Below are 19,016 nucleotides of genomic sequence, written 5' to 3'. Positions count from 1 at the left end.
GTTGACCCGCCGCCCGGCGCTCCGCGATAAGCCGTCACCAGATCTGGACATGAGAGAGTCGCCCCGTGGACATCGCCGCCCTCCGCGCCGCCCATCCTGACCACTGGCGCCGCGCCGCCGCACTCCGCGTCCTTGCCATGGACGCGGTGGAGGCGGCGAATTCCGGCCATCCCGGCATGCCGATGGGCATGGCGGATGTGGCGACCGTGCTCTTCCGCGACCACATGAAGTTCGACGCCTCGGCCCCCCACTGGCCGGACCGGGACCGGTTCGTGCTCTCCGCCGGCCACGGCTCGATGCTGCTCTACGGCCTCCTCCACCTCACCGGCCATGCCGACTTCCCGCTCGACGAGCTGAAGCGCTTTCGCCAGCTCGGCGCGCGGACGGCGGGGCACCCCGAATTCGGCCACGGCGCGGGAATCGAGACGACGACGGGCCCGCTCGGGCAGGGGCTCGCCACCGCCGTCGGCATGGCGATGGCGGAGCGGTCCATGGCCGCGCGTTTCGGCAAGCAGGTCGTCGATCACCATACATACGTCATCGCCGGGGACGGCTGCCTGATGGAGGGCGTGAGCCAGGAGGCGATCGGCCTCGCCGGGCGCCTCTCCCTCGGCAAGCTGATCGTGCTCTGGGACGATAACGGCATCTCCATCGACGGCGCCGTCTCCCTCTCCGACGTGACGGACCAGCCCGCGCGCTTCCGCGCCTCGGGCTGGGCGGTGATCGAGATTGACGGGCACGACCCTTCGGCCATCGGCGCCGCGCTGGAGGCCGCGAAGGGCTCGGCGCAGCCCACGCTCATCGCCTGCAAGACGCATATCGGCCTCGGCGCGCCCACCAAGCAGGACAGCGCGAAGGCCCACGGCTCACCGCTCGGCGCCGCGGAGATCGCGGGCGCCCGCGCCGCCTATGGCTGGAGCGAGGGGCCGTTCGAGATCCCGGCGGACATCGCGGCGGACTGGGCCGGGATCGGCCGCAAGGGCGCCGCGGCGCGGGAGGCGTGGGAGGCTCGCCTCGAAAAGATCTCCCCCCGCCGGCGCGAGGAATTCGAGCGTGTGGTCTCCGGCGCCGCGCCGAAGCGGCTCGCCGGCGCCATCCGCCGCTTCAAGAAGGAGGCGAGCGAGAGCCGCCCCTCCGTCGCGACGCGCAAGGCCTCCGAAAACGTCCTCGCCGCGGTCAATCCGGTCATGCCGGAAACCATCGGCGGCTCGGCGGACCTGACGGGCTCCAACAACACGCTCACGCCCGATCTCGGCGTCTTCTCCGCAGAGAATCCCGCAGGTCGCTACGTCTATTTCGGCATCCGCGAGCACGGCATGGCGGCCGCCATGAACGGCATGGCGCTCCATGGCGGCGTCGTTCCCTATGGGGGCACCTTCCTCGTCTTCGCGGATTACGCCCGCGGGGCCATGCGCCTTTCAGCGCTCATGGGCCAGCGCGTCGTCTATGTGATGACGCATGACAGCATCGGCCTCGGAGAGGACGGGCCGACGCACCAGCCGATAGAGCATCTCGCCATGCTGCGGGCGACGCCGGGCTTCTGCGTCCTCCGCCCCGCCGACGCGGTGGAGACGGCGGAGGCATGGGAAATCGCGCTGACCCGCAAGGGGCCGAGCGTTCTGGCGCTCACGCGGCAGAACCTGCCGACGCTGCGGACGGACCACACCAACCGCAACCTCTCCGAACAGGGCGCCTATATCCTGGCGGAGGCGGAGGGGAAGCGGCAGGTCATCCTCATGGCCACCGGCTCCGAGGTCGAGATCGCGATGGCCGCGCGGGCGGCCCTGCAGGCGGAGGGGATCGGCGCGCGCGTCGTCTCCATGCCCTCCTGGGAGCTCTTCGCCTCAATGGACGAAGGCTATCGCCGCAAGGTCCTGCCGCGCGGCCCCGTGCGCGTCGCCATCGAGGCCGCGGTCGGCTTCGGGTGGGACCGGTGGCTCGCAGGCGAGCGGGGGGACGGGCGGAAGGCCGCCTTCATCGGCATGGAGGGCTTCGGCGCCTCCGGCCCGGCGCCCGAGCTCTACCGGCATTTCGGCATCACGGCGGAAGCCGCGGCGGCGGCGGCGAAGGCGCTGCTCTGAGCCGGGGCGCCGAGCGGCGCCACGCATGCTAGCCTGAAAGCCGGGCGCATTTCCGCGCCCGCTGCGAAGCGGGCGCGCCGATGGCGGAGCTGAAGAAGCCCGGCGTCCATATCGTCGAGAAGAACGCCTTCCCGAACAGCATCGTCCAGATCGATACGAGCGATGCCGCGCTCCGCCTCCAGGACCTTCGCGGCCTTGTGTGCGGTCATGGCGACGACCGCGAATCTCCTGCCGCCATCAGCCGCCATGGCGGGGCTCTATGCCGAGACGGACAATGCGCGCGGCGTCTGGAACGCACCGCCGAACGTCTCCGTCAACGCGATCCGCAGCTTCCCCGGCCGGGGCGTCCTCGTCCGGGGCGCACGGACGCTCGACGGGGCGAGCCTCGACTGGCGTTGCATCCCCGCTCGGCGCACGGCGATCATGCTCGAAGGGTCGATCCGCGCGATGGTCGCGAACTTCCTGACCGGCCTCTGGAGGGCCGGCGCCTTCGCCGGAGCGGCGGCGGAGGAAGCCTTCTCTGTCCGGATCGGCGACGGCGAGATGATGACGGCTGAGGACATCGCCGACGGCTGCATGCGGCTCTCAATCCGCTTCGCGCCGGTGCGGCCAGCCGAGTTCATCCTGCTCCGGTTCGAGCAGAAGATGGCGGCGAACTGAGCAGACTCCGGAACGTCGCGAACCGGCGTTAACGAAAGCTTGCAACGGGCTCTGCGCTGGTGAAACCTGCGCCCGACGTCGCGCGGCGCAAGCGGTCTCGTCCCGCTGCGCTGCCGCGAACAAGAGGGCGCTCCGGTCAGCGGGGCGCGGCCGCCAACATGGAGCGTTCGATGACGATTTCTGCGAAACTTCCCCTCTCCCGCCGCCGGTTCCTCGGAACCGCGGCCGCGGCGCTCGCCGCGCCGGCCTTCGTGCGGAAGGCCAACGCCTCCTCGGGCGAGATCAACGTGATGATGTGGTCGGACTATCTGCCCGACGCGTTCAAGGACGCGTTCAAGGCGGAGACGGGGATCACCATCAACCACACCCCGATCGGCTCGAACGAGGAGATCATCAACAACATGCGCACGAGCCGGGGCCGCGGCTTCGACCTCGTCTCGCCGACGAACATGCGCTCGCCCCAGTGGGAGCCGCTGGAGCTGCTCCAGCCTTTCGACATGGCGCGCGTGCCCGTCGCCGCGCTCAACCCCGCGCTGGTGAAGATCGGCGAGGACGAGTGGAACTTCGGCGGCGCGGGCTCGCACTGGCTGCCGCAGCTCTGGGGCACCGAGGCCATCGCCTGGCGGACCGACCAGTGGACGCCCGAGGGCGGCGTTCCCTCCTATGGCGATCTCTGGTCGGACGCGATGTCCGGCAAGATGATGGGCCGCCCGCATTCGATGATGCTCGGCGCCGGCCTCTACATGGAGACGATCGGGGAGCTTGAGCCCGGCGCCATGAAGGCCGCCTACGCCTCCGAGGAGGCGATGCGCCCGATCTGGCAGAAGGTCACGGACTGGACCATCGCCCGCAAGGGCCATGTGAAGAAGTTCTGGAACGACGCGGACGGGCAGAAGACCGGCCTCCTCAACGAGGGCGTCGTGATCGGCCAGACATGGGACGGCCCGATCCTCGCGATGAAGGCCGCGGGCGACCCCGTCACCTACCAGGCGCCGAAGGAAGGCGCGCTGGCCTGGGTGGACGGGCTTTCGATCCCCGTCGGCGCGGAAAACATGGACGAGATCTACGCCTTCCTCGAATTCTCCTTCCGGCCGGAGAACGGGGGCATGACGGCCAATCTCACCGGCTACAATTCCTGCGTGCTCGGCGCGGACCAGCATCTCACCGAAGTCTCGAAGAAGAACTTCGCGGAGGCCTATCCGGGCGACGCGCTCGACAATCTCTGGGCCTGGCCGCGGGAGCCGGAATGGTATGCCGGCGTCCGCACGGAGTATGTCGACCGCTTCCAGGCGGCGTGACCTTCGCGTGACCGGACGGGGGCCGGCCCGGCGCCGGCCCCCGAACATCGCAGCGCGGCGGGGGCCTTTCGATGAGCGCAGACGTTCAGCTCGACCGGATGAGCATCCGGTTCGGCGAATTTACGGCGGTGAAGAACGCCGACCTCCTGATCGAGGGGGGCGAATTCTTCTCCTTCCTCGGGCCCTCGGGCTGCGGCAAGACGACGATCCTTCGCGCCGTCTCGGGCTTCCAGGAGCCGACGGAGGGCCGCGTCCTGATCGGCGGGCGGGACATGGCGGGCGTCGGCCCGAACAAGCGGCCGACCGCGCTCATCTTCCAGAACCTCGCGCTGTTCCCCCTGATGAAGGTGTGGGAGAACATCGCCTTCGGCCTCGAAGTTCGCGGCGTCCCGAAGGCGGAGCGGCGCAAGCGGGCCGATGAGCTGCTTGAGCTCATCGCGCTCTCGGGCCAGGGCGACAAGCTGGTGAGCGAGCTTTCCGGCGGGCAGAAGCAGCGCGTCGCCATCGCCCGCGCCCTCGCCGTGAAGCCCGAGGTGCTGCTGCTCGACGAGCCCCTCTCCGCGCTCGACCTCAAGCTCCGCCAGCACATGCGGACGGAGCTGCGCGCGATCCAGCGGCAGGTCGGCGTCACCTTCATCTACATCACGCATGACCAGGGCGAGGCGCTGACGATGTCGGACCGGGTGGCGGTGATGAGCCACGGCGAGATCCAGCAGGTCGGGAGCGGCGAGGCGATCTACCGCGATCCGAAAACGGCGTTCGTCGCCTCCTTCGTCGGGGAGAACAACGCCCTCCGCGGCCGGGTGGCGGAGATATCCGGCGGCTATGCGCGGGTGGAGACTGAATTCGGCCCGATGCGCGGGCGCGCCGGGCCCGGCCTCTCCGCCGGAGCGAAGGCGATCCTCTTCGTCCGGCCCGAGGCGCTGGAGCCGCGAGAGGCGGCGGAGAACGCGATCTCCGCGCCGGTCCTCTCCTCCGAATTCGAGGGCCATGCGACGCATGTCTTCCTCGCGCGGAAGGAGGGGAAGCCGATCATCGTCACCCGCTCGGGCGGTGCGGCGGGCGCCGCGCCGCCCGCGCCTGGCGCCGCCTTTCCCGTCGCCTTCGATGCGGAGCGCGGGGTGGTGCTGCCGGAAGGCGAGGTGGCGAGTGAATAGGCTCCGCCTGCCGACCTTCGGCGGCCTTGGCGCGACGGTCGGCATCGTCTTCAGCCTGCTGGCGGCGTTCTGGATCCTGATGATGATCCTGCTGCCGGTTTCCTACATGGTGGATTTCTCGTTCCGCTACGATCTCCCGCCCGGGAAGATCGGCGGGCCGGAGGATGTCCACACGCTGGACAATTACCGCTTTCTCCTCTTCGGCCCGAAGGGCTCGCCGGAGACGCTCTCGATCCTCGGCTTCGAGTTCAAGGCGAACGTCCTGCATCTCAACGTCTTCTTCAAGACGATCCTCGCCGCCGTCCTCGTCACGATCATCGACTTCTGCATCTGCTATCCCGTCACCTACTACATGGCGCAGAAGGCCGGGGGCGGGACGGCGCGGCTGATGGCGGTCTGCCTCATCCTGCCCTTTTGGGTGAACGAGATCCTTCGCGCCTTCGCCTTCCGCATCCTCCTCGGCACGGGCGGAGTCGTGAACACCACGCTGATGGATGTGGGCCTGCTCACCGAGCCGATAGACTTCATCCGGCTCGACATCGCGCTCTATGCCGGCCTCTCCTACGCCTACATCCTCCTGATGATCTTCCCGCTCTACAACGCGCTCGAAAGCCTCGACCGCAACCAGATCGAGGCGGCGCGCGATCTCGGCGCGCCGACCTGGCGCATCCACTGGCGGGTGGTCATGCCGCACGCGAAGGCCGGCATCGCCTCGGGCTGCACGATGGTCTTCATGCTCGCCGTCGGCGCGCTCGCCATGCCGCAGATCCTCGGCGGGCCGTCGAATCTCTGGTTCACGCAGGTGATCTACGACCGGTTCAACACCTCGCTGAACTGGCCGCTCGGCGCCGCCTACGCCTTCGTGCTGCTGACGACCTGCATCGTCTTCGTCCTCCTCGTGATGCGCCTCTTCCGCGTCAATCTCGGGGAGATCGCGAAATGAGCGCGGCGCGGATCAAGAACGCGATGATCGGCTTCTACGTGCTGCTGTTCTTCGCCTGGCTATTCGGCCCGCTCGTCATCATGTCGGCCTCCGCCTTCAACGCGACGGCGTTTCCGACCGTGACGCCCTGGCGCGGCTTCACGACGGAATGGTTCGCCGAACTCTTCTCGAACCGGGACATCCGCGAAGGGGCGACAACCTCGCTCCTGATCGGGATCGGCGTGGTGCTCGTCGCCGTCCCCATCGGCCTCGCCGCGGCCGTGCTGATGACGAAGCTCAGTTCCCGCGCCCGCTCGATCTACTACGCCGTCGTCGTCTCGCCCGTGCTGATGCCGGGGGTCATCATCGGCGTCTCGACCAAGGTGTTCTGGGACAGGCTCGGGACGGCGACCGGCGCCTCCTACTCCTCCTTCTTCTTCGACGGCTACTTCCTCACCGTGATGGGGCAGGCGAGCTTCATCTCCGCCTATTGCATGCTGATCTTCCTCGCCCGGCTGCAGCGCTTCGACCGGGCGCAGGAGGAGGCGGCGCTCGACCTCGGGGCGAGCCATCTGCAGGTCTTCCTCAAGATCCTCGTGCCGTTCCTCCGCCCGGCGATCTTCTCCGCCGCGGTGCTGGCCTTCCTGACGAGCTTCGAGAACTACAACACCACGGTCTTCACCATCCTGCCGGAAAAGACGCTGACGACGGTTCTCGCCTCGAAAGTCAGGCTCGGCACCGACCCGTCGATCAGCGCCCTCGCCTTCCTCATCATCGCCATCACGATCCTCGGCGCCGTCGCCTACGAGGTGAAGGCCCGCGCCGAAGCGCGGCGCGTCGGCGCTGTGGGCTAAGGCGGTTTCCGTCCTGACCGATCCAGTCAGATCGGAAACCGGTACAGGCGAGCGTTTCGGCTTGTGGCGGTTTCCGCCCCTTCACCGCTCCCTGGCGTAGACCCGCCAGCCATCGCCCTCGATGAGGGGAGCGCCATAGTCGACGCCTTCGAGGCTCGAGCACACGACATAATAGTCGAACCCGGCCGCGAGCGCGTCGGGGCCGCCGCGCTCCTCACGCGTCTTGCGCGCCGTATAGAGTTCGCCTGTGAGGAGGATCGGCTGCTGCGTCGCAATCGCGAAGGTCGGAACGCCGAGCGAGCGCATCATCCCGGCCGCCGGCGCGAGCGGCGCGCAAAACTTGCGGCCCTCCCGGTCCTCCTGCTCGAGCGGGAGCCACGCGGCCATGATCCCGCCGGGCTGCAGCGCCGGAGCCGAGGCGACGAAGTCGGCGTAGCGCGGGGCGAGGCTCGCGTAGCTGGCGATCATCGCGCCGATCTTGACGGCGACGAGACCGGTGAGAAAGACCGGAACCGCCCGCCCCCGCTCCGCCGCGCCGGGCCGCAGCGCCACGGCGAAGAGACAGAGAAGAACGAGCGGGATCCGCGCATCGACCACGCCGACGCCGAAAAAGCGCGGCGGGGTGATGACGACCAGCACCGCGAAGAAGATCAGCGCCGGAACGATCCGGCGGTCGAGCCGCATCGCGCCGCTCAGCAGGAACGCCGCGATCGCGCCCCAGAGCGCCAGGCCGAGCGCGATATCAAGCGCGACGAATCCGGATTCGGACACCCGGAGGAAGCTGTAGGCCCGTTTCCAGACCTCCTGGATCAGCCGCTCCATGAGCTGGCCGGCCTCGGCGTAGCCGACCAGGCTCGCGATTGACGTGGTGATCGGCTCGCCGCCGCCCGCCGTCTCGCTCGCGAGGAAGAACAGGAAGGCCGGCAGCGCGACGGGCGCGAGGCGCAGCCACCGCGCGGGCAGCCGCGCGATGTAGTCGCGCCGCTCCGGCCCGAGCCGCCCGAGTTCGTAGCAGGCGAGCAGCAATCCCCAGACCATGAAGGAGAAGGCGTGGACGACCATGATGAGGAGGCCGAGCGCCGCCGCCACGGCGACCTGGGCGACAGGCCGGTTCTCCATGCGGACCCAGATCGCAAGGCAGAGCATGGCGAGAGACAGGCCGAGCAGGAAGTTCGAGAAGCCCCATGAAAGGATGTGGCTGTAGGATGCGATGGCGAAGATGGCGATCGCCGCCGGCTGCAGGCGGCCCGAAAGCGCCGTCGCCGCCGCCAGGCCCGCCCAGTAGAAACCGCCGACGAGCAGGGCGAAGATGAGCTTCGCGCCGATCAGCGGCGGAAACAGCTGAGCGACGCCCAGCCCGATGATGTCCAGCCCCAGATTCGGCAGAACCTGCCAGTTCGGCTCGTAGAACGCCTCCATGCCCTCGATCTCGCCGGCGAGGACGTAGTAGCGGAGAATGTGGTAGTAAAAGTCGATCACCGGCACGATCGGCGTCGTCAGGATCGGGACCATCAGCGCCAGAAAGACGATAACGGCGACAAGGCGCATTCTGTGGTCCACCATCTTGTCCCTTTGTCAGCGCGTCAGGCCGCAGCGCCGAAAACCCAGAAGCGGTTGATCGCGAAGCTCATGGCCGGCACGATGAAGATCGCCAGCACCGCGCCGACATACGGGTCGAGGCCGAAGAGGTGAAGCGCGGCCCAGAGGATCGCCGCGTGGCTGATCGCCGCGATGCCCAGCGAGACGGCGAACCGCAGGACGCGCGCACGGCTCGCGCCGGCGGCGCGGGCGCCGAACACCCAGTATCGCTGACCGACATAGCTCACCACGCTCGCGAACACCGCCGAGAGGCCGTTGGCGAGCGGCGCATAGAGGCCGCTCACGTCGAACAAAAGGGCGAAGACGGCGAGATGCGTGAGCGTCGCGGCGACGCCGATAACCCCGAATCTGACGATTTCACCCACAAGCATCGGCGCGCCTCCCTGTCAGGAACGGGTTCAGGCCCGCGCATGCCTGGCGGGCGGCGGCGCGGCCTCCCGCGAGCTATGCGCCGGAAACCCCAAGGAACGCTGAACGTAGTAGATGGGCCGCTGCTTCGATTCGACATAGAGACGCGACAGATACTCGCCGATCACGCCGAGGGAGATCAGCTGGATCGCGCCGAGCAGCAGCAGCACGACCATGAGAGAGGCGTAGCCGGGCACGTCGCTGCCGAACATCCAGGTACGCAGGATGATCGTCACCATGTAGACGATCGCCGCCGCCGCGACCGTGAGGCCGACATAGGTCCAGATCCGCAGCGGGATGGTCGAGAAGCTCGTGATCCCGTCCAGTGCGAAATTCCAGAGCCGCCAGTAGTTGAACTTCGTCGTCCCCGCCGCGCGCACCGGCCGCTCATAGGGCACGGCGATGGAGCGGAAACCGACCCAGGCGAAGATTCCCTTCATGAAGCGGTTGCGCTCCCGCAGGGTCAGCGTCGCGTCTACGGCGGCGCGGCTCATCAGCCTGTAGTCGCCGACATTGGGATGGATCTTCGTGTCCGACATCTTGTTGAAGATGCGGTAGAACAATCCCGCGCTCATCCGCTTGGTCCCGGTGTCGCTCTCGCGCGAGACGCGCTGGCCGTAGACGACGTCATAACCCTCGCGCCACAACCGCACGAAATCGCGGATCAGCTCCGGCGGGTCCTGCAGGTCCACATCCATCGGGATGACGGCGCCGCCCGCGGCCCATTCGAGCCCGGCGGTCATTGCGGCCTCCTTCCCGAAATTGCGGCTGAGCTGGATCAGCCGGACATTCGGGTTCTCGCGCGAAGCCGCCTCGACGACGGCGCAGGTGCGGTCGCTGCTGCCGTCATCGATGAAGATGATCTCGTGAGCGAGGCCCAGCTCCCGCAGAATCGGCGGCACCGCCTCAAGGAAGAGAGGAATGGACTCCTCCTCGTTGAAGACCGGCACGATGACAGACAGATCCACCGTCGCCGCGGGCGACTGACCCGCGTCAGCAGCCATGACGCCGCCGCCTATCGCTTCGAGCAACGCTCAACTGACATTCCCCAAGTGACCGGCCCTTCGCAGGTGCAATCTCGCCCGAATCCGCAGCGCGATCAATCGCCTTCCGGGCGAAAAAACGCGCATGGTCGACTTCTTGACCGCGGATCGCTAACCCTTCGCTAAGGCGACGCGAATTCGCCCGCAACCGCATAATGCACACAGCGCGAGGGAGGCGCCCGCCCGGATGACCCGCGAAGCCGCCATCGCCGCCGCCGCAGCCGCCTTTGACAGCGGCGCCTTCGAGGCCGCGCTCGCCCGCCTCGTCGCCCTGCCGACCGAGAGCCAGCGCCAGGGCGCGGAGCCCGATCTCCGCCGCTATCTCGATGAAGCGATCCGCCCGATGCTGGAACCGATGGGCTTCGCGCTCCGAATCGCGGAAAATCCGCGCGGCGGGGGGCCCTTCCTCATCGCGGAGCGGCGGGAGGAGACGGGCCCCGTCATCCTCTCCTACGGCCACGGGGACGTCGTGCCCGGCATGGAGGGGCGCTGGCGCGACGGCCGGTCCCCCTGGATGCTCGACCGGGCGGGGGACCGGCTCTACGGCCGCGGAACGGCGGACAACAAGGGGCAGCACCTCGTCAACCTCACCGCGCTCGACTCCGTCCTGAAGGCGCGGGGCGGGCGGCCCGGCTTCACGCTCCGCCTCGTGATCGAGATGGGGGAGGAGGCGGGCTCCCTCGGCCTCCATGAGCTTTTCGTCGCGGAGCGGGAGGCGCTCGCCGCCGACGTGCTCATCGCCTCGGACGGGCCGCGGCTGGCGCCGGACCGGCCGACGCTCTTCATGGGCGCGCGCGGCGGCCTTTCCTTCGACCTTACGGTCGATCTCCGCGCCGGCGGGCGGCATTCCGGCAACTGGGGCGGGCTGATCGCGGATCCGATGATCCGCCTCGCCCATGCGCTCGCTGCGATCACGGACGCGCGGGGCGCGCTCCGCGTCCCCGAATGGAGGCCCGGAAGCCTCACGCCCGCAGTCCGCGCCGCGCTGGCGGAGTGCCCGGTGGAGGGATTCGAGGAGGGTTGGGGCGAGCCGGGCCTCACCCCTTCGGAGCGCGTCTTCGGCTGGAACAGCTTCGCCGTGCTGGCCGTTGAACACGGGGACCCTGCCGCCCCCGTCAACGCCATCGCCGGGCGGGCGCGGGCGCGCTGCCAGCTTCGCTTCGTCGTGGGCACGGACCCGAAGGAGATTCTCCCCGCGCTCCGCCGCCATCTGGCGCGGGAGGGTTTCGCGGATGTGGAAGTCTCGGACTCCGCCGACGTCGCCTTCACCGCGACGCGGCTGGACCCGGATGCGCCCTGGGCGCGCTGGGCCGCCGCCTCGCTTGAGCGGACGACGGGCCGGCGCCCCGCCATCCTCCCCAATCTCGGCGGCTCCCTCCCGAACGAGGAATTCACGGACACGCTGGGGATGCCGACGATCTGGGTCCCCCATTCCTATTCCGGCTGCTCACAGCACGCGCCGGACGAGCACGCGCTCCGCCCGATCCTGCGCGAGGGGCTGGCGATCATGGCCGGGCTCTGGTGGGATCTCGGCGAGGGCGGGACGCCCGGGCGCGCCTGAGCGAAATATTTCCGGCTTGAAATTTCATGCTTGAAATATCTCCCGGGCGCGTTAGCCTTTACGCAACGACTCGGGGATGGGAGCGCGCGGATGAAGATCGCCTGCCTCGGCGGAGGGCCCGCCGGCCTCTATTTCGCCATCTCCATGAAACGCCGCCGGCCGGATGCGGAAATCACCGTAATCGAGCGCAACCGGCCTGACGACACGTTCGGCTGGGGCGTCGTCCTCTCGGACGAGACGCTGGACAATCTCGCCCGGAACGACGCCGTGAGCGCGGCGGCGATCCGCGCGCATTTCGCCTATTGGGACGATATCGCCGTCGTCCATGACGGCGCCCGCACCGTCTCCCGCGGGCACGGATTCTGCGGCATCGGGCGCATGCGGCTTCTGTTGCTGCTTCAGGAACGGGCGCGCGCCCTCGGCGTCGATCTCCGCTTCGAGACGGAGGTGGAGAGCGCGGAAGACTATGCTGCTCGCTATGACGTCGTCGTCGCCTGCGACGGGCTCAACTCCCGCACCCGGACCGCGCTGGCCGGGACGTTCCGGCCCGATATCGACCTTCGCAAGCTGAAGTTCTGCTGGCTCGGCACGAAGGCGAAGTTCGACGACGCCTTCACCTTCATCTTCGAAAAGACGGAAAAGGGCTGGGTCTGGGCCCACGCCTACCAGTTCGACCCGGAGACGGCGACCTTCATCGTCGAGTGCTCGCAATCGACGTGGGACGCCTACGGCTTCGGCGAGATGACGCAGGAAGAGAGCGTCGCGACCTGTGAGCGCATCTTCGCGAAGCATCTCGGCGGCCACGCGCTCCTCTCCAACGCGAAGCATCTCCGCGGCTCCGCCTGGCTCAACTTCCCCCGCGTCCTCTGCGAGCGCTGGAGCCACGGCAACATCGTGCTGATGGGGGACGCGGCGGCGACGGCGCATTTCTCCATCGGCTCGGGCACCAAGCTCGCGCTGGAAAGCGCCATCGCGCTTGCCGAATACCTGACGACGGAGCCCACGATCGAGTCCGCCTTCGCCCGGTATCAGGAGGAGCGGCGGACCGAAGTGCTGAAGCTCCAGTCGGCCGCGCGCAACTCTATGGAATGGTTCGAGGAGGTGGAGCGCTATCTCCACCTCGCGCCGGAACAGTTCGCCTATTCGCTCCTCACCCGCTCGCAGCGGATCAGCCATGAGAACCTGCGGATGCGGGATGCGGGCTGGCTGGAAGGCGCGGAGCGCTGGTTCCAGACCGAGGCCGGCGTGAACGGAAACGCGCCCGTCCGCGCGCCGATGTTCGCGCCGTTCCGGCTGCGCGACATGGCGCTGAAGAACCGGATCGTCGTCTCCCCCATGGCGCAATACAAGGCGAGGGACGGCGCGCCGACGGACTGGCACCTCGTCCATTACGGCGAGCGGGCGAAAGGCGGCGCCGGGCTCGTCTATACCGAGATGACCTGCGTGAGCGCGGAGGGCCGCATCACCCCCGGCTGCCCCGGCCTCTATGCGCCGGAACATGAGGCGGCGTGGAAGCGTCTCGTAGACTTCGTCCATGCCGAGACCGAGGCGAAGATCTGCTGCCAGATCGGCCATTCCGGCCGCAAGGGCTCCACCCAGCTCGGCTGGGAGGAGATGGACGCGCCGCTGCCCGCCGGCAACTGGCCCCTCCTCTCCGCCTCCGCCCTCCCCTGGTCGCCCGGCAACGCCACGCCGAAGGCGATGGACCGGGCGGACATGGACCGGGTGAAGGCCGAATTTGTCGCCGCGGCGGAAATGGCGGCGCGCGCGGGTTTCGACATGATCGAGCTCCACGCCGCCCACGGCTATCTCCTCTCCTCCTTCATCACCCCCGTCTCCAATGTCAGAACGGATGAGTACGGCGGAACGCTGGAGAATCGCCTCCGCTACCCGCTCGAGGTCTTCGCCGCCATGCGCGCCGTCTGGCCCGAGGAAAGGCCGATGTCCGTCCGCATCTCCGCGAATGACTGGGTGGGCGACGAGGGCGTGACGCCGGAGGAGGCCGTGGAGATCGCCCGCGCCTTCGCCGAAGCGGGGGCGGACGTGATCGACGTTTCCGCCGGGCAGACGACGCCGGCGGCGCGGCCCGTCTACGGCCGCATGTTCCAGACCCCGTTCTCCGACCGCATCCGCAACGAGGCCGGGATCGCCACCATGGCGGTCGGCAACATCTACGAGCCCGACCACGCGAATTCGATCCTGATGGCCGGGCGGGCCGATCTCGTCTGCCTCGCGCGCCCGCATCTCTCCAACCCGTACTGGACCCTTCACGCGGCGATGGCTCTGGGCGATGATCGGGAGCCGTGGCCCCTCCCCTATCTCGCGGGCCGCGACCAGATGCAGCGGCTCGCGGAGCGGGCGGAAATTCCGGGGAAAGTCTGATGACCGATCTACGCGCCGATCTTTCCGGCAAACGCGCCTTCGTCACCGGAGGGGGCACCGGCATCGGAGCCGCCATCGCGCTGGCGCTCGCCGACGCCGGGGCGCATGTCCACATCACCGGCCGCCGCGAAGGGCCGCTGGAGGAAACCGCAGCGAAGAACCCGCGCGTCACCTGGTCCCTGATGGACGTGACGAGCGAGCGCGAGGTGGTGGAGACCATCGCCGCGCAGGGCGTCGTCGACATCATGGTCCCGAACGCCGGCATCGCGGAGACGGCGCCTGTCCACAGGATCACGCTCGATTTCTGGCGGAAGGTGCAGGCGACGAATGTCGAGGGCGTCATGCTCTGCACGCGGGAGGTGCTGAAGCCGATGGCGGAGCGCGGCTGGGGCCGCGTCATCATCGTCTCCTCCGTCGCCGGGCTCGGCGGCTTCGCCTATGGCGCCGCCTATTGCGCCTCCAAGCACGCCGTGCTCGGCCTGATGAAATGCGCCGCCGACGAAGTGCTGAAGACGGGCGTGACGGTGAACGCCCTCTGCCCCGGCTACGTCGCGACGCCGATCATCGACCGCTCGGTGGAGAACATCGTCGGCAAGGCGAAGATCAGCCCGGAGGAGGCGCTGGCGTCCCTCCGCGACGTGAACCCGTTCGGCCGGATGATTGAGCCCGACGAGGTCGCCGCCGCCGCGCTCTGGCTCTGCGGGCCGGGCTCGGGTGCCGTGACGGCGCAGGCGATCCCGATCTCCGGGGGCCAGGTGTGAACGAGGCGCGGCCCATAACGGAGGCCGCGTCGAAGGCGCGGCTCCGGCTCTGGCTGCGGCTCCTGAAGGCGACCCGCGCCATCGAGGGGGAGCTGCGGGAGCGGCTCCGGGCGGAGCACGGCTCCACCCTGCCCCGGTTCGACGTCCTCTCCGCGCTGGAGCGCAACCCGGGCGGCCTCCGCATGAGCGCCCTCTCCGCCGCGCTCCGCGTCTCCAACGGGAACGTGACCGGCATCGTGGAGCGCCTCGCCGCCGAGGGCCTCGTGGAGCGCCGGGCCGTGGAGGGGGACAGGCGGGCCTTCGAGGTGCGGCTGACCGAGGCGGGGGCGGAGGCCTTCGCGGCGATGGCCGCGGCGCATGAAAGCTGGATCGACCGGCGCCTCGCCGCCCTTTCGCCCGAAGAGGCGGAGGCGCTGAGCCGCAGGCTGGACGACGTGACGAGACAGGGGGCGGCATGACCGCGATCAGGGATACGCAGCCGAAACACTTCCGCCTCCGCTTCGAGGGGGACGTCGCCGTGGTCTCGCTCGACCGGCCGGAGCGGAAGAACCCGCTGACCTTCGAGAGCTACGCCGAGCTTCGCGACTGGTTCCGCGAGCTTCACTATGCGGAGGACGTCGGGGCCGTCGTCTTCGCCTCGAACGGCGGCAACTTCTCCTCCGGCGGCGACGTGCATGACATCATCGGGCCGCTGCTCGACATGGACATGAAGGGCCTCCTCCGCTTCACGCGGATGACCGGCGACCTCGTGAAGGCGATCGTGAATTGCGGCAAGCCCGTCCTCGCCGCCATTGACGGCGTCTGCGTCGGCGCCGGGGCGATCATCGCCATGGCCTCCGACATCCGCTTCGCGACGCCCGAGGCGAAGACGGCCTTCCTCTTCACCCGCGTCGGCCTCGCGGGCTGCGACATGGGCGCCTGCGCGATCCTGCCCCGGATCATCGGGCAGGGCCGGGCGGCCGAACTCCTCTATTCCGGGCGCGCGATGAGCGCGGAGGAAGGCGAGCGCTGGGGCTTCCACAACCGCATCGTCCCCGCCGACAGGCTGGAGGCGGAGGCGGTCGCCTTCGCGCAGCGCATCGCGGAGGGGCCGGGCTTCGGCCACATGATGACGAAGACGATGCTGGCGCAGGAATGGTCGATGTCCATCGAGCAGGCCATCGAGGCGGAGGCGCAGGCGCAGGCGATCTGCATGCAGACGAAGGATTTCCGCCGCGCCTATGACGCCTTCGTCGCGAAGGCGAAGCCGGTCTTCGCGGGGGATTGATGCCGGACCGCTCCTTCCTCGACTGGCCCTTCTTCGAGCCCCGCCACCGCGAACTGGCGGAGGCGCTGGACGCCTGGTGCGCAGCCAACCTCGCCGCCATCGACCATGCGGACACCGACGCCGCCTGCGTCGCGCTGGTCCGGATGCTGGGGGAAGGCGGCTGGCTCCGCCATTCCGCCGTCGACCCGGACGCGCCCGGCGCGCTCGACGTCCGCTCGCTCTGCCTGATCCGGGAGACGCTGGCCCGGCATGACGGCCTCGCCGACTTCGCCTTCGCCATGCAGGGGCTCGGGACCGGCGCGCTCTCCCTCTTCGGCTCGCCCGAGCAGCGCGGCTGGCTGCGGAAGACGCGCGCCGGCGCCGCCCTCTCCGCCTTCGCGCTTTCCGAGCCCCGTTCGGGCTCCGATGTCGCGAACATGGAGACTGTCGCCTACTACGACTCCGGCGAGTACCGGATCGACGGCGAAAAGACCTGGATCTCCAATGGCGGCATCGCCGATGTCTACTGCCTCTTCGCCCGCACCGGCGGGCCGGGCGCGAAGGGGATCAGCGCCTTCATCGTCCCCGCCGACTCACCCGGCCTTACGGTCGCGGAGCGGCTGGAGACGGTTGCGCCCCATCCGCTCGCACGCCTGAAATTCGAGGGCGTGCGCGTTCCCGAAGCCGCCCGGATCGGGGAGGAGGGCGCGGGCTTCCGCATCGCCATGTCGGTGCTGGACGTCTTCCGCTCCACCGTCGCAGCCGCCGCGCTCGGCTTCGCGCGCCGCGCGCTGGACGAGACGCTGGCGCGCGTCCGCTCCCGCCAGCTTTTCGGCGCCCCGCTCTTCGATCTCCAGATGGTGCAGGGCCACATCGCGGAGATGGCGCTGGACGTGGACGCCGCCGCGCTCCTCGTCTACCGCGCCGCCTGGACGAAGGACATGGGCGCCCCGCGCGTGACGCGGGAGGCCGCGATGGCCAAGCTATACGCGACCGACCGGGCGCAGGTCGTCATCGACAAGGCCGTGCAGATCCATGGCGGGGACGGCGTGCGGAAAGGCGGGATCGTCGAAAGCCTCTACCGCGAAATCCGCGCCCTCCGCATCTACGAGGGCGCGTCGGACGTGCAGAAGGTGGTGATCGCGCGACAGACGATAGGGGGGTGAGCATGCTGGGGCCGAGCGCGCATATCGACAGCTTCGCGCGGGACAATCTGCCGCCCGAAGAGCAATGGCCGGGCTTCCGGCTCGAAGGCTTCGACTATCCGCTCTACCTCAATGTCGGCGTCGAACTTACTGACCGGATGGTGGAAAAGGGCTTCGGTGACCATACGGCCCTGATCGGCAACGGCCGCCGCCGCACCTACAAGGAACTGACGGACTGGACCAACCGCCTCGCTCATGCGCTGGTGGAGAATTTCGGCGTAAGACCCGGTGACCGCATCCTGATCCGCTCCGCCAACAACCCCGCCATGGTCGCCTGCTGGCTCGCGGCGACGAAGGCCGGCGCCGTCGTCGTCAACACGATGCCGATGCTCCGCGCCGGGGAGCTCGGGCAGATCGTGGACAAGGCGGAGGTGAAGCTCGCCCTCTGCGACACGCGGCTGATGGAGGAACTCGCGCTCTGCGCCAAGGCGAGCCGCTTCCTCAAGGCCGTGATCGGCTTTGACGGCACCGCGAACCATGACGCCGAGCTCGACCGGGTGGCGCTGACCAAGCCCGTCCGGTTCGAGGCGGTGCGGACGGGGCGGGACGATGTGGCCCTCCTCGGCTTCACCTCGGGCACGACCGGGTCGCCCAAGGCGACCATGCACTTCCACCGCGACCTTCTCATCATCGCGGACGGCTACGCGAAGGAAGTGCTGAAGGTGACGCCGGAGGATGTCTTCGTCGGCTCCCCGCCCCTCGCCTTCACCTTCGGCCTCGGCGGGCTCGCGATTTTCCCGCTCCGCTTCGGCGCGGCGGCGACCCTGCTGGAGACGGCCTCGCCCCCGAACATGATCGAGATCATCGAAACCTACCGGGCGACAGTCTGCTTCACCGCGCCGACCGCCTACCGCGTGATGCTGAGGGCGATGGACGAGGGGGCGGACCTCTCCTCCCTCCGCGCCGCCGTCTCCGCCGGGGAGACGCTGCCCGCCCCCGTCTACGAGGAATGGCTGGCCAAGACCGGCAAGCCGATGCTGGACGGGATCGGCGCGACCGAGATGCTGCACATCTTCATCTCCAACCGCTTCGACGATCACCGCCCCGCCTGCACGGGCCGCCCCGTGACGGGCTACGAGGCGAAGATCGTGGACGAGGCGGGGAACGACGCGCCGGACGGGACGGTCGGCCGCCTCGCCGTGCGCGGCCCCACCGGCTGCCGCTACCTCGCGGACGAGCGGCAGGCGAAATACGTCCAGAACGGCTGGAACATCACGGGGGACAGCTTCGTGCGCGATGCGGAGGGCTATTTCCACTTCGCCGCGCGGAACGACGACATGATCATCTCCTCCGGCTACAACATCGCCGGCCCGGAGGTGGAGGCGGCGCTCCTCGCGCATGAGGCCGTGGCGGAATGCGGCGTGGTCGGCGCGCCGGATGAGGAGCGGGGCATGATCGTGGAGGCGCATGTCGTCCTCGCCCCCGGCTTCGACCCCGGCCCGGCGACCGCGAAGCTCCTGCAGGAGCACGTCAAGGAGACCATCGCCCCTTACAAGTACCCGCGCCGCGTGCTCTTCATCGAGGCGCTGCCGAAGACCGAGACCGGGAAGATCCAGCGCTTCCGGCTCCGTTCCGCCTGAGGAGAGACCATGACCTGCGTGTTCGTCCAGCTCCGCTGCCATCCGGGCAAGACCTACGAGGTGGCGGATGCGATCTACGAGCGGGAGATCGCATCGGAACTCTATTCGACCTCGGGGGATTATGACCTTCTGATGAAGCTCTACATCCCCGAAGGCGCCGATGTGGGCCGCTTCATCAATGAAAAACTGCTGACCATTCCGGGCATCGCCCGTTCCCTGACGACGCTGACCTTCAAGGCGTTCTGAACAAGAAAAAACT

17 protein-coding genes are annotated in these 19,016 nt (G+C 68.9%); 14 read left to right on the top strand and 3 right to left on the bottom strand.

The features are described from left to right. Positions 1-65: 65 nt before the first annotated feature. From tkt to ACE37J_RS14570, 6 genes are all read left to right on the top strand, one after another. The gene (tkt, locus tag ACE37J_RS14595; RefSeq protein WP_409712184.1) at positions 66-2,081 is read left to right on the top strand and encodes a transketolase; all 2,016 of its coding nucleotides are present in this window, start codon (positions 66-68) and stop codon (positions 2,079-2,081) included. 207 nt (positions 2,082-2,288) lie between these two features. Further along, on the top strand, positions 2,289-2,741 hold the full coding sequence (locus ACE37J_RS14590) for a hypothetical protein (RefSeq protein WP_409712182.1): 453 nt from the start codon (positions 2,289-2,291) through the stop codon (positions 2,739-2,741). Positions 2,742-2,911: 170 nt separating this feature from the next. After that, positions 2,912-4,039 carry an extracellular solute-binding protein gene (locus tag ACE37J_RS14585; protein ID WP_409712180.1) on the top strand — a complete coding sequence of 376 codons (1,128 nt, stop codon included), beginning with the start codon at positions 2,912-2,914 and terminating at the stop codon, positions 4,037-4,039. Positions 4,040-4,110: 71 nt separating this feature from the next. Next, the gene (locus ACE37J_RS14580; protein WP_409712178.1) at positions 4,111-5,196 is read left to right on the top strand and encodes an ABC transporter ATP-binding protein; all 1,086 of its coding nucleotides are present in this window, start codon (positions 4,111-4,113) and stop codon (positions 5,194-5,196) included. Next, positions 5,189-6,139: an ABC transporter permease gene (locus ACE37J_RS14575; protein WP_409712176.1), complete on the top strand. Its 951-nt coding sequence runs from the start codon at positions 5,189-5,191 to the stop codon at positions 6,137-6,139. The genes ACE37J_RS14580 and ACE37J_RS14575 overlap by 8 nt, the downstream gene beginning before the upstream one ends. Continuing rightward, positions 6,136-6,972: an ABC transporter permease gene (locus ACE37J_RS14570; RefSeq protein ID WP_409712174.1), complete on the top strand. Its 837-nt coding sequence runs from the start codon at positions 6,136-6,138 to the stop codon at positions 6,970-6,972. Before ACE37J_RS14575 ends, ACE37J_RS14570 begins: the two co-directional genes overlap by 4 nt. An 81-nt stretch (positions 6,973-7,053) precedes the next feature. Here ACE37J_RS14570 and ACE37J_RS14565 read toward each other — a convergent pair whose 3' ends face one another. Genes ACE37J_RS14565 through ACE37J_RS14555 form a run of 3 tightly spaced genes read right to left on the bottom strand, consistent with a single transcriptional unit; the run spans position 7,054 to position 9,983 of the window. Then, the gene (locus tag ACE37J_RS14565) at positions 7,054-8,535 is read right to left on the bottom strand and encodes a hypothetical protein (RefSeq protein WP_409712172.1); all 1,482 of its coding nucleotides are present in this window, start codon (positions 8,533-8,535) and stop codon (positions 7,054-7,056) included. Positions 8,536-8,555: 20 nt separating this feature from the next. Continuing rightward, on the bottom strand, positions 8,556-8,942 hold the full coding sequence (locus tag ACE37J_RS14560) for a GtrA family protein (RefSeq protein WP_409712170.1): 387 nt from the start codon (positions 8,940-8,942) through the stop codon (positions 8,556-8,558). 27 nt (positions 8,943-8,969) lie between these two features. After that, a complete protein-coding gene (locus tag ACE37J_RS14555; RefSeq protein WP_409712168.1) occupies positions 8,970-9,983 on the bottom strand; it encodes a glycosyltransferase family 2 protein in 1,014 nt (337 codons plus the stop codon). A gap of 226 nt (positions 9,984-10,209) precedes the next feature. Here ACE37J_RS14555 and ACE37J_RS14550 point away from each other — a divergent pair, with 226 nt between their 5' ends. The 8 genes from ACE37J_RS14550 to ACE37J_RS14515 all read left to right on the top strand — a co-directional run bounded on the left by ACE37J_RS14550 (position 10,210) and on the right by ACE37J_RS14515 (position 19,003). Further along, positions 10,210-11,583, top strand: a complete 1,374-nt coding sequence (locus tag ACE37J_RS14550; protein ID WP_409712166.1) for a M20 family metallopeptidase — start codon at positions 10,210-10,212, stop codon at positions 11,581-11,583. Positions 11,584-11,673: 90 nt separating this feature from the next. After that, on the top strand, positions 11,674-13,965 hold the full coding sequence (locus tag ACE37J_RS14545; protein ID WP_409712164.1) for a bifunctional salicylyl-CoA 5-hydroxylase/oxidoreductase: 2,292 nt from the start codon (positions 11,674-11,676) through the stop codon (positions 13,963-13,965). Continuing rightward, positions 13,965-14,726 carry an SDR family NAD(P)-dependent oxidoreductase gene (locus ACE37J_RS14540; protein ID WP_409712162.1) on the top strand — a complete coding sequence of 254 codons (762 nt, stop codon included), beginning with the start codon at positions 13,965-13,967 and terminating at the stop codon, positions 14,724-14,726. The genes ACE37J_RS14545 and ACE37J_RS14540 overlap by 1 nt, the downstream gene beginning before the upstream one ends. Next, positions 14,723-15,184 carry a MarR family winged helix-turn-helix transcriptional regulator gene (locus ACE37J_RS14535; protein ID WP_409712160.1) on the top strand — a complete coding sequence of 154 codons (462 nt, stop codon included), beginning with the start codon at positions 14,723-14,725 and terminating at the stop codon, positions 15,182-15,184. Before ACE37J_RS14540 ends, ACE37J_RS14535 begins: the two co-directional genes overlap by 4 nt. Continuing rightward, the gene (locus ACE37J_RS14530; RefSeq protein ID WP_409712158.1) at positions 15,181-15,993 is read left to right on the top strand and encodes an enoyl-CoA hydratase family protein; all 813 of its coding nucleotides are present in this window, start codon (positions 15,181-15,183) and stop codon (positions 15,991-15,993) included. The genes ACE37J_RS14535 and ACE37J_RS14530 overlap by 4 nt, the downstream gene beginning before the upstream one ends. After that, a complete protein-coding gene (locus tag ACE37J_RS14525) occupies positions 15,993-17,138 on the top strand; it encodes an acyl-CoA dehydrogenase family protein (RefSeq protein WP_409712156.1) in 1,146 nt (381 codons plus the stop codon). The genes ACE37J_RS14530 and ACE37J_RS14525 overlap by 1 nt, the downstream gene beginning before the upstream one ends. Positions 17,139-17,140: 2 nt before the next feature. Next, positions 17,141-18,757: an AMP-binding protein gene (locus ACE37J_RS14520; protein WP_409712154.1), complete on the top strand. Its 1,617-nt coding sequence runs from the start codon at positions 17,141-17,143 to the stop codon at positions 18,755-18,757. A gap of 9 nt (positions 18,758-18,766) precedes the next feature. Continuing rightward, positions 18,767-19,003: an Lrp/AsnC ligand binding domain-containing protein gene (locus ACE37J_RS14515; RefSeq protein WP_409712152.1), complete on the top strand. Its 237-nt coding sequence runs from the start codon at positions 18,767-18,769 to the stop codon at positions 19,001-19,003. Positions 19,004-19,016 lie beyond the last annotated feature (13 nt).

Origin of the sequence: Pikeienuella sp. (assembly GCF_046290545.1) — a bacterium.
In the GTDB taxonomy this organism is placed as follows: domain Bacteria; phylum Pseudomonadota; class Alphaproteobacteria; order Rhodobacterales; family Rhodobacteraceae; genus Pikeienuella.
This window is presented reverse-complemented; position numbering and strand designations above follow the sequence as displayed.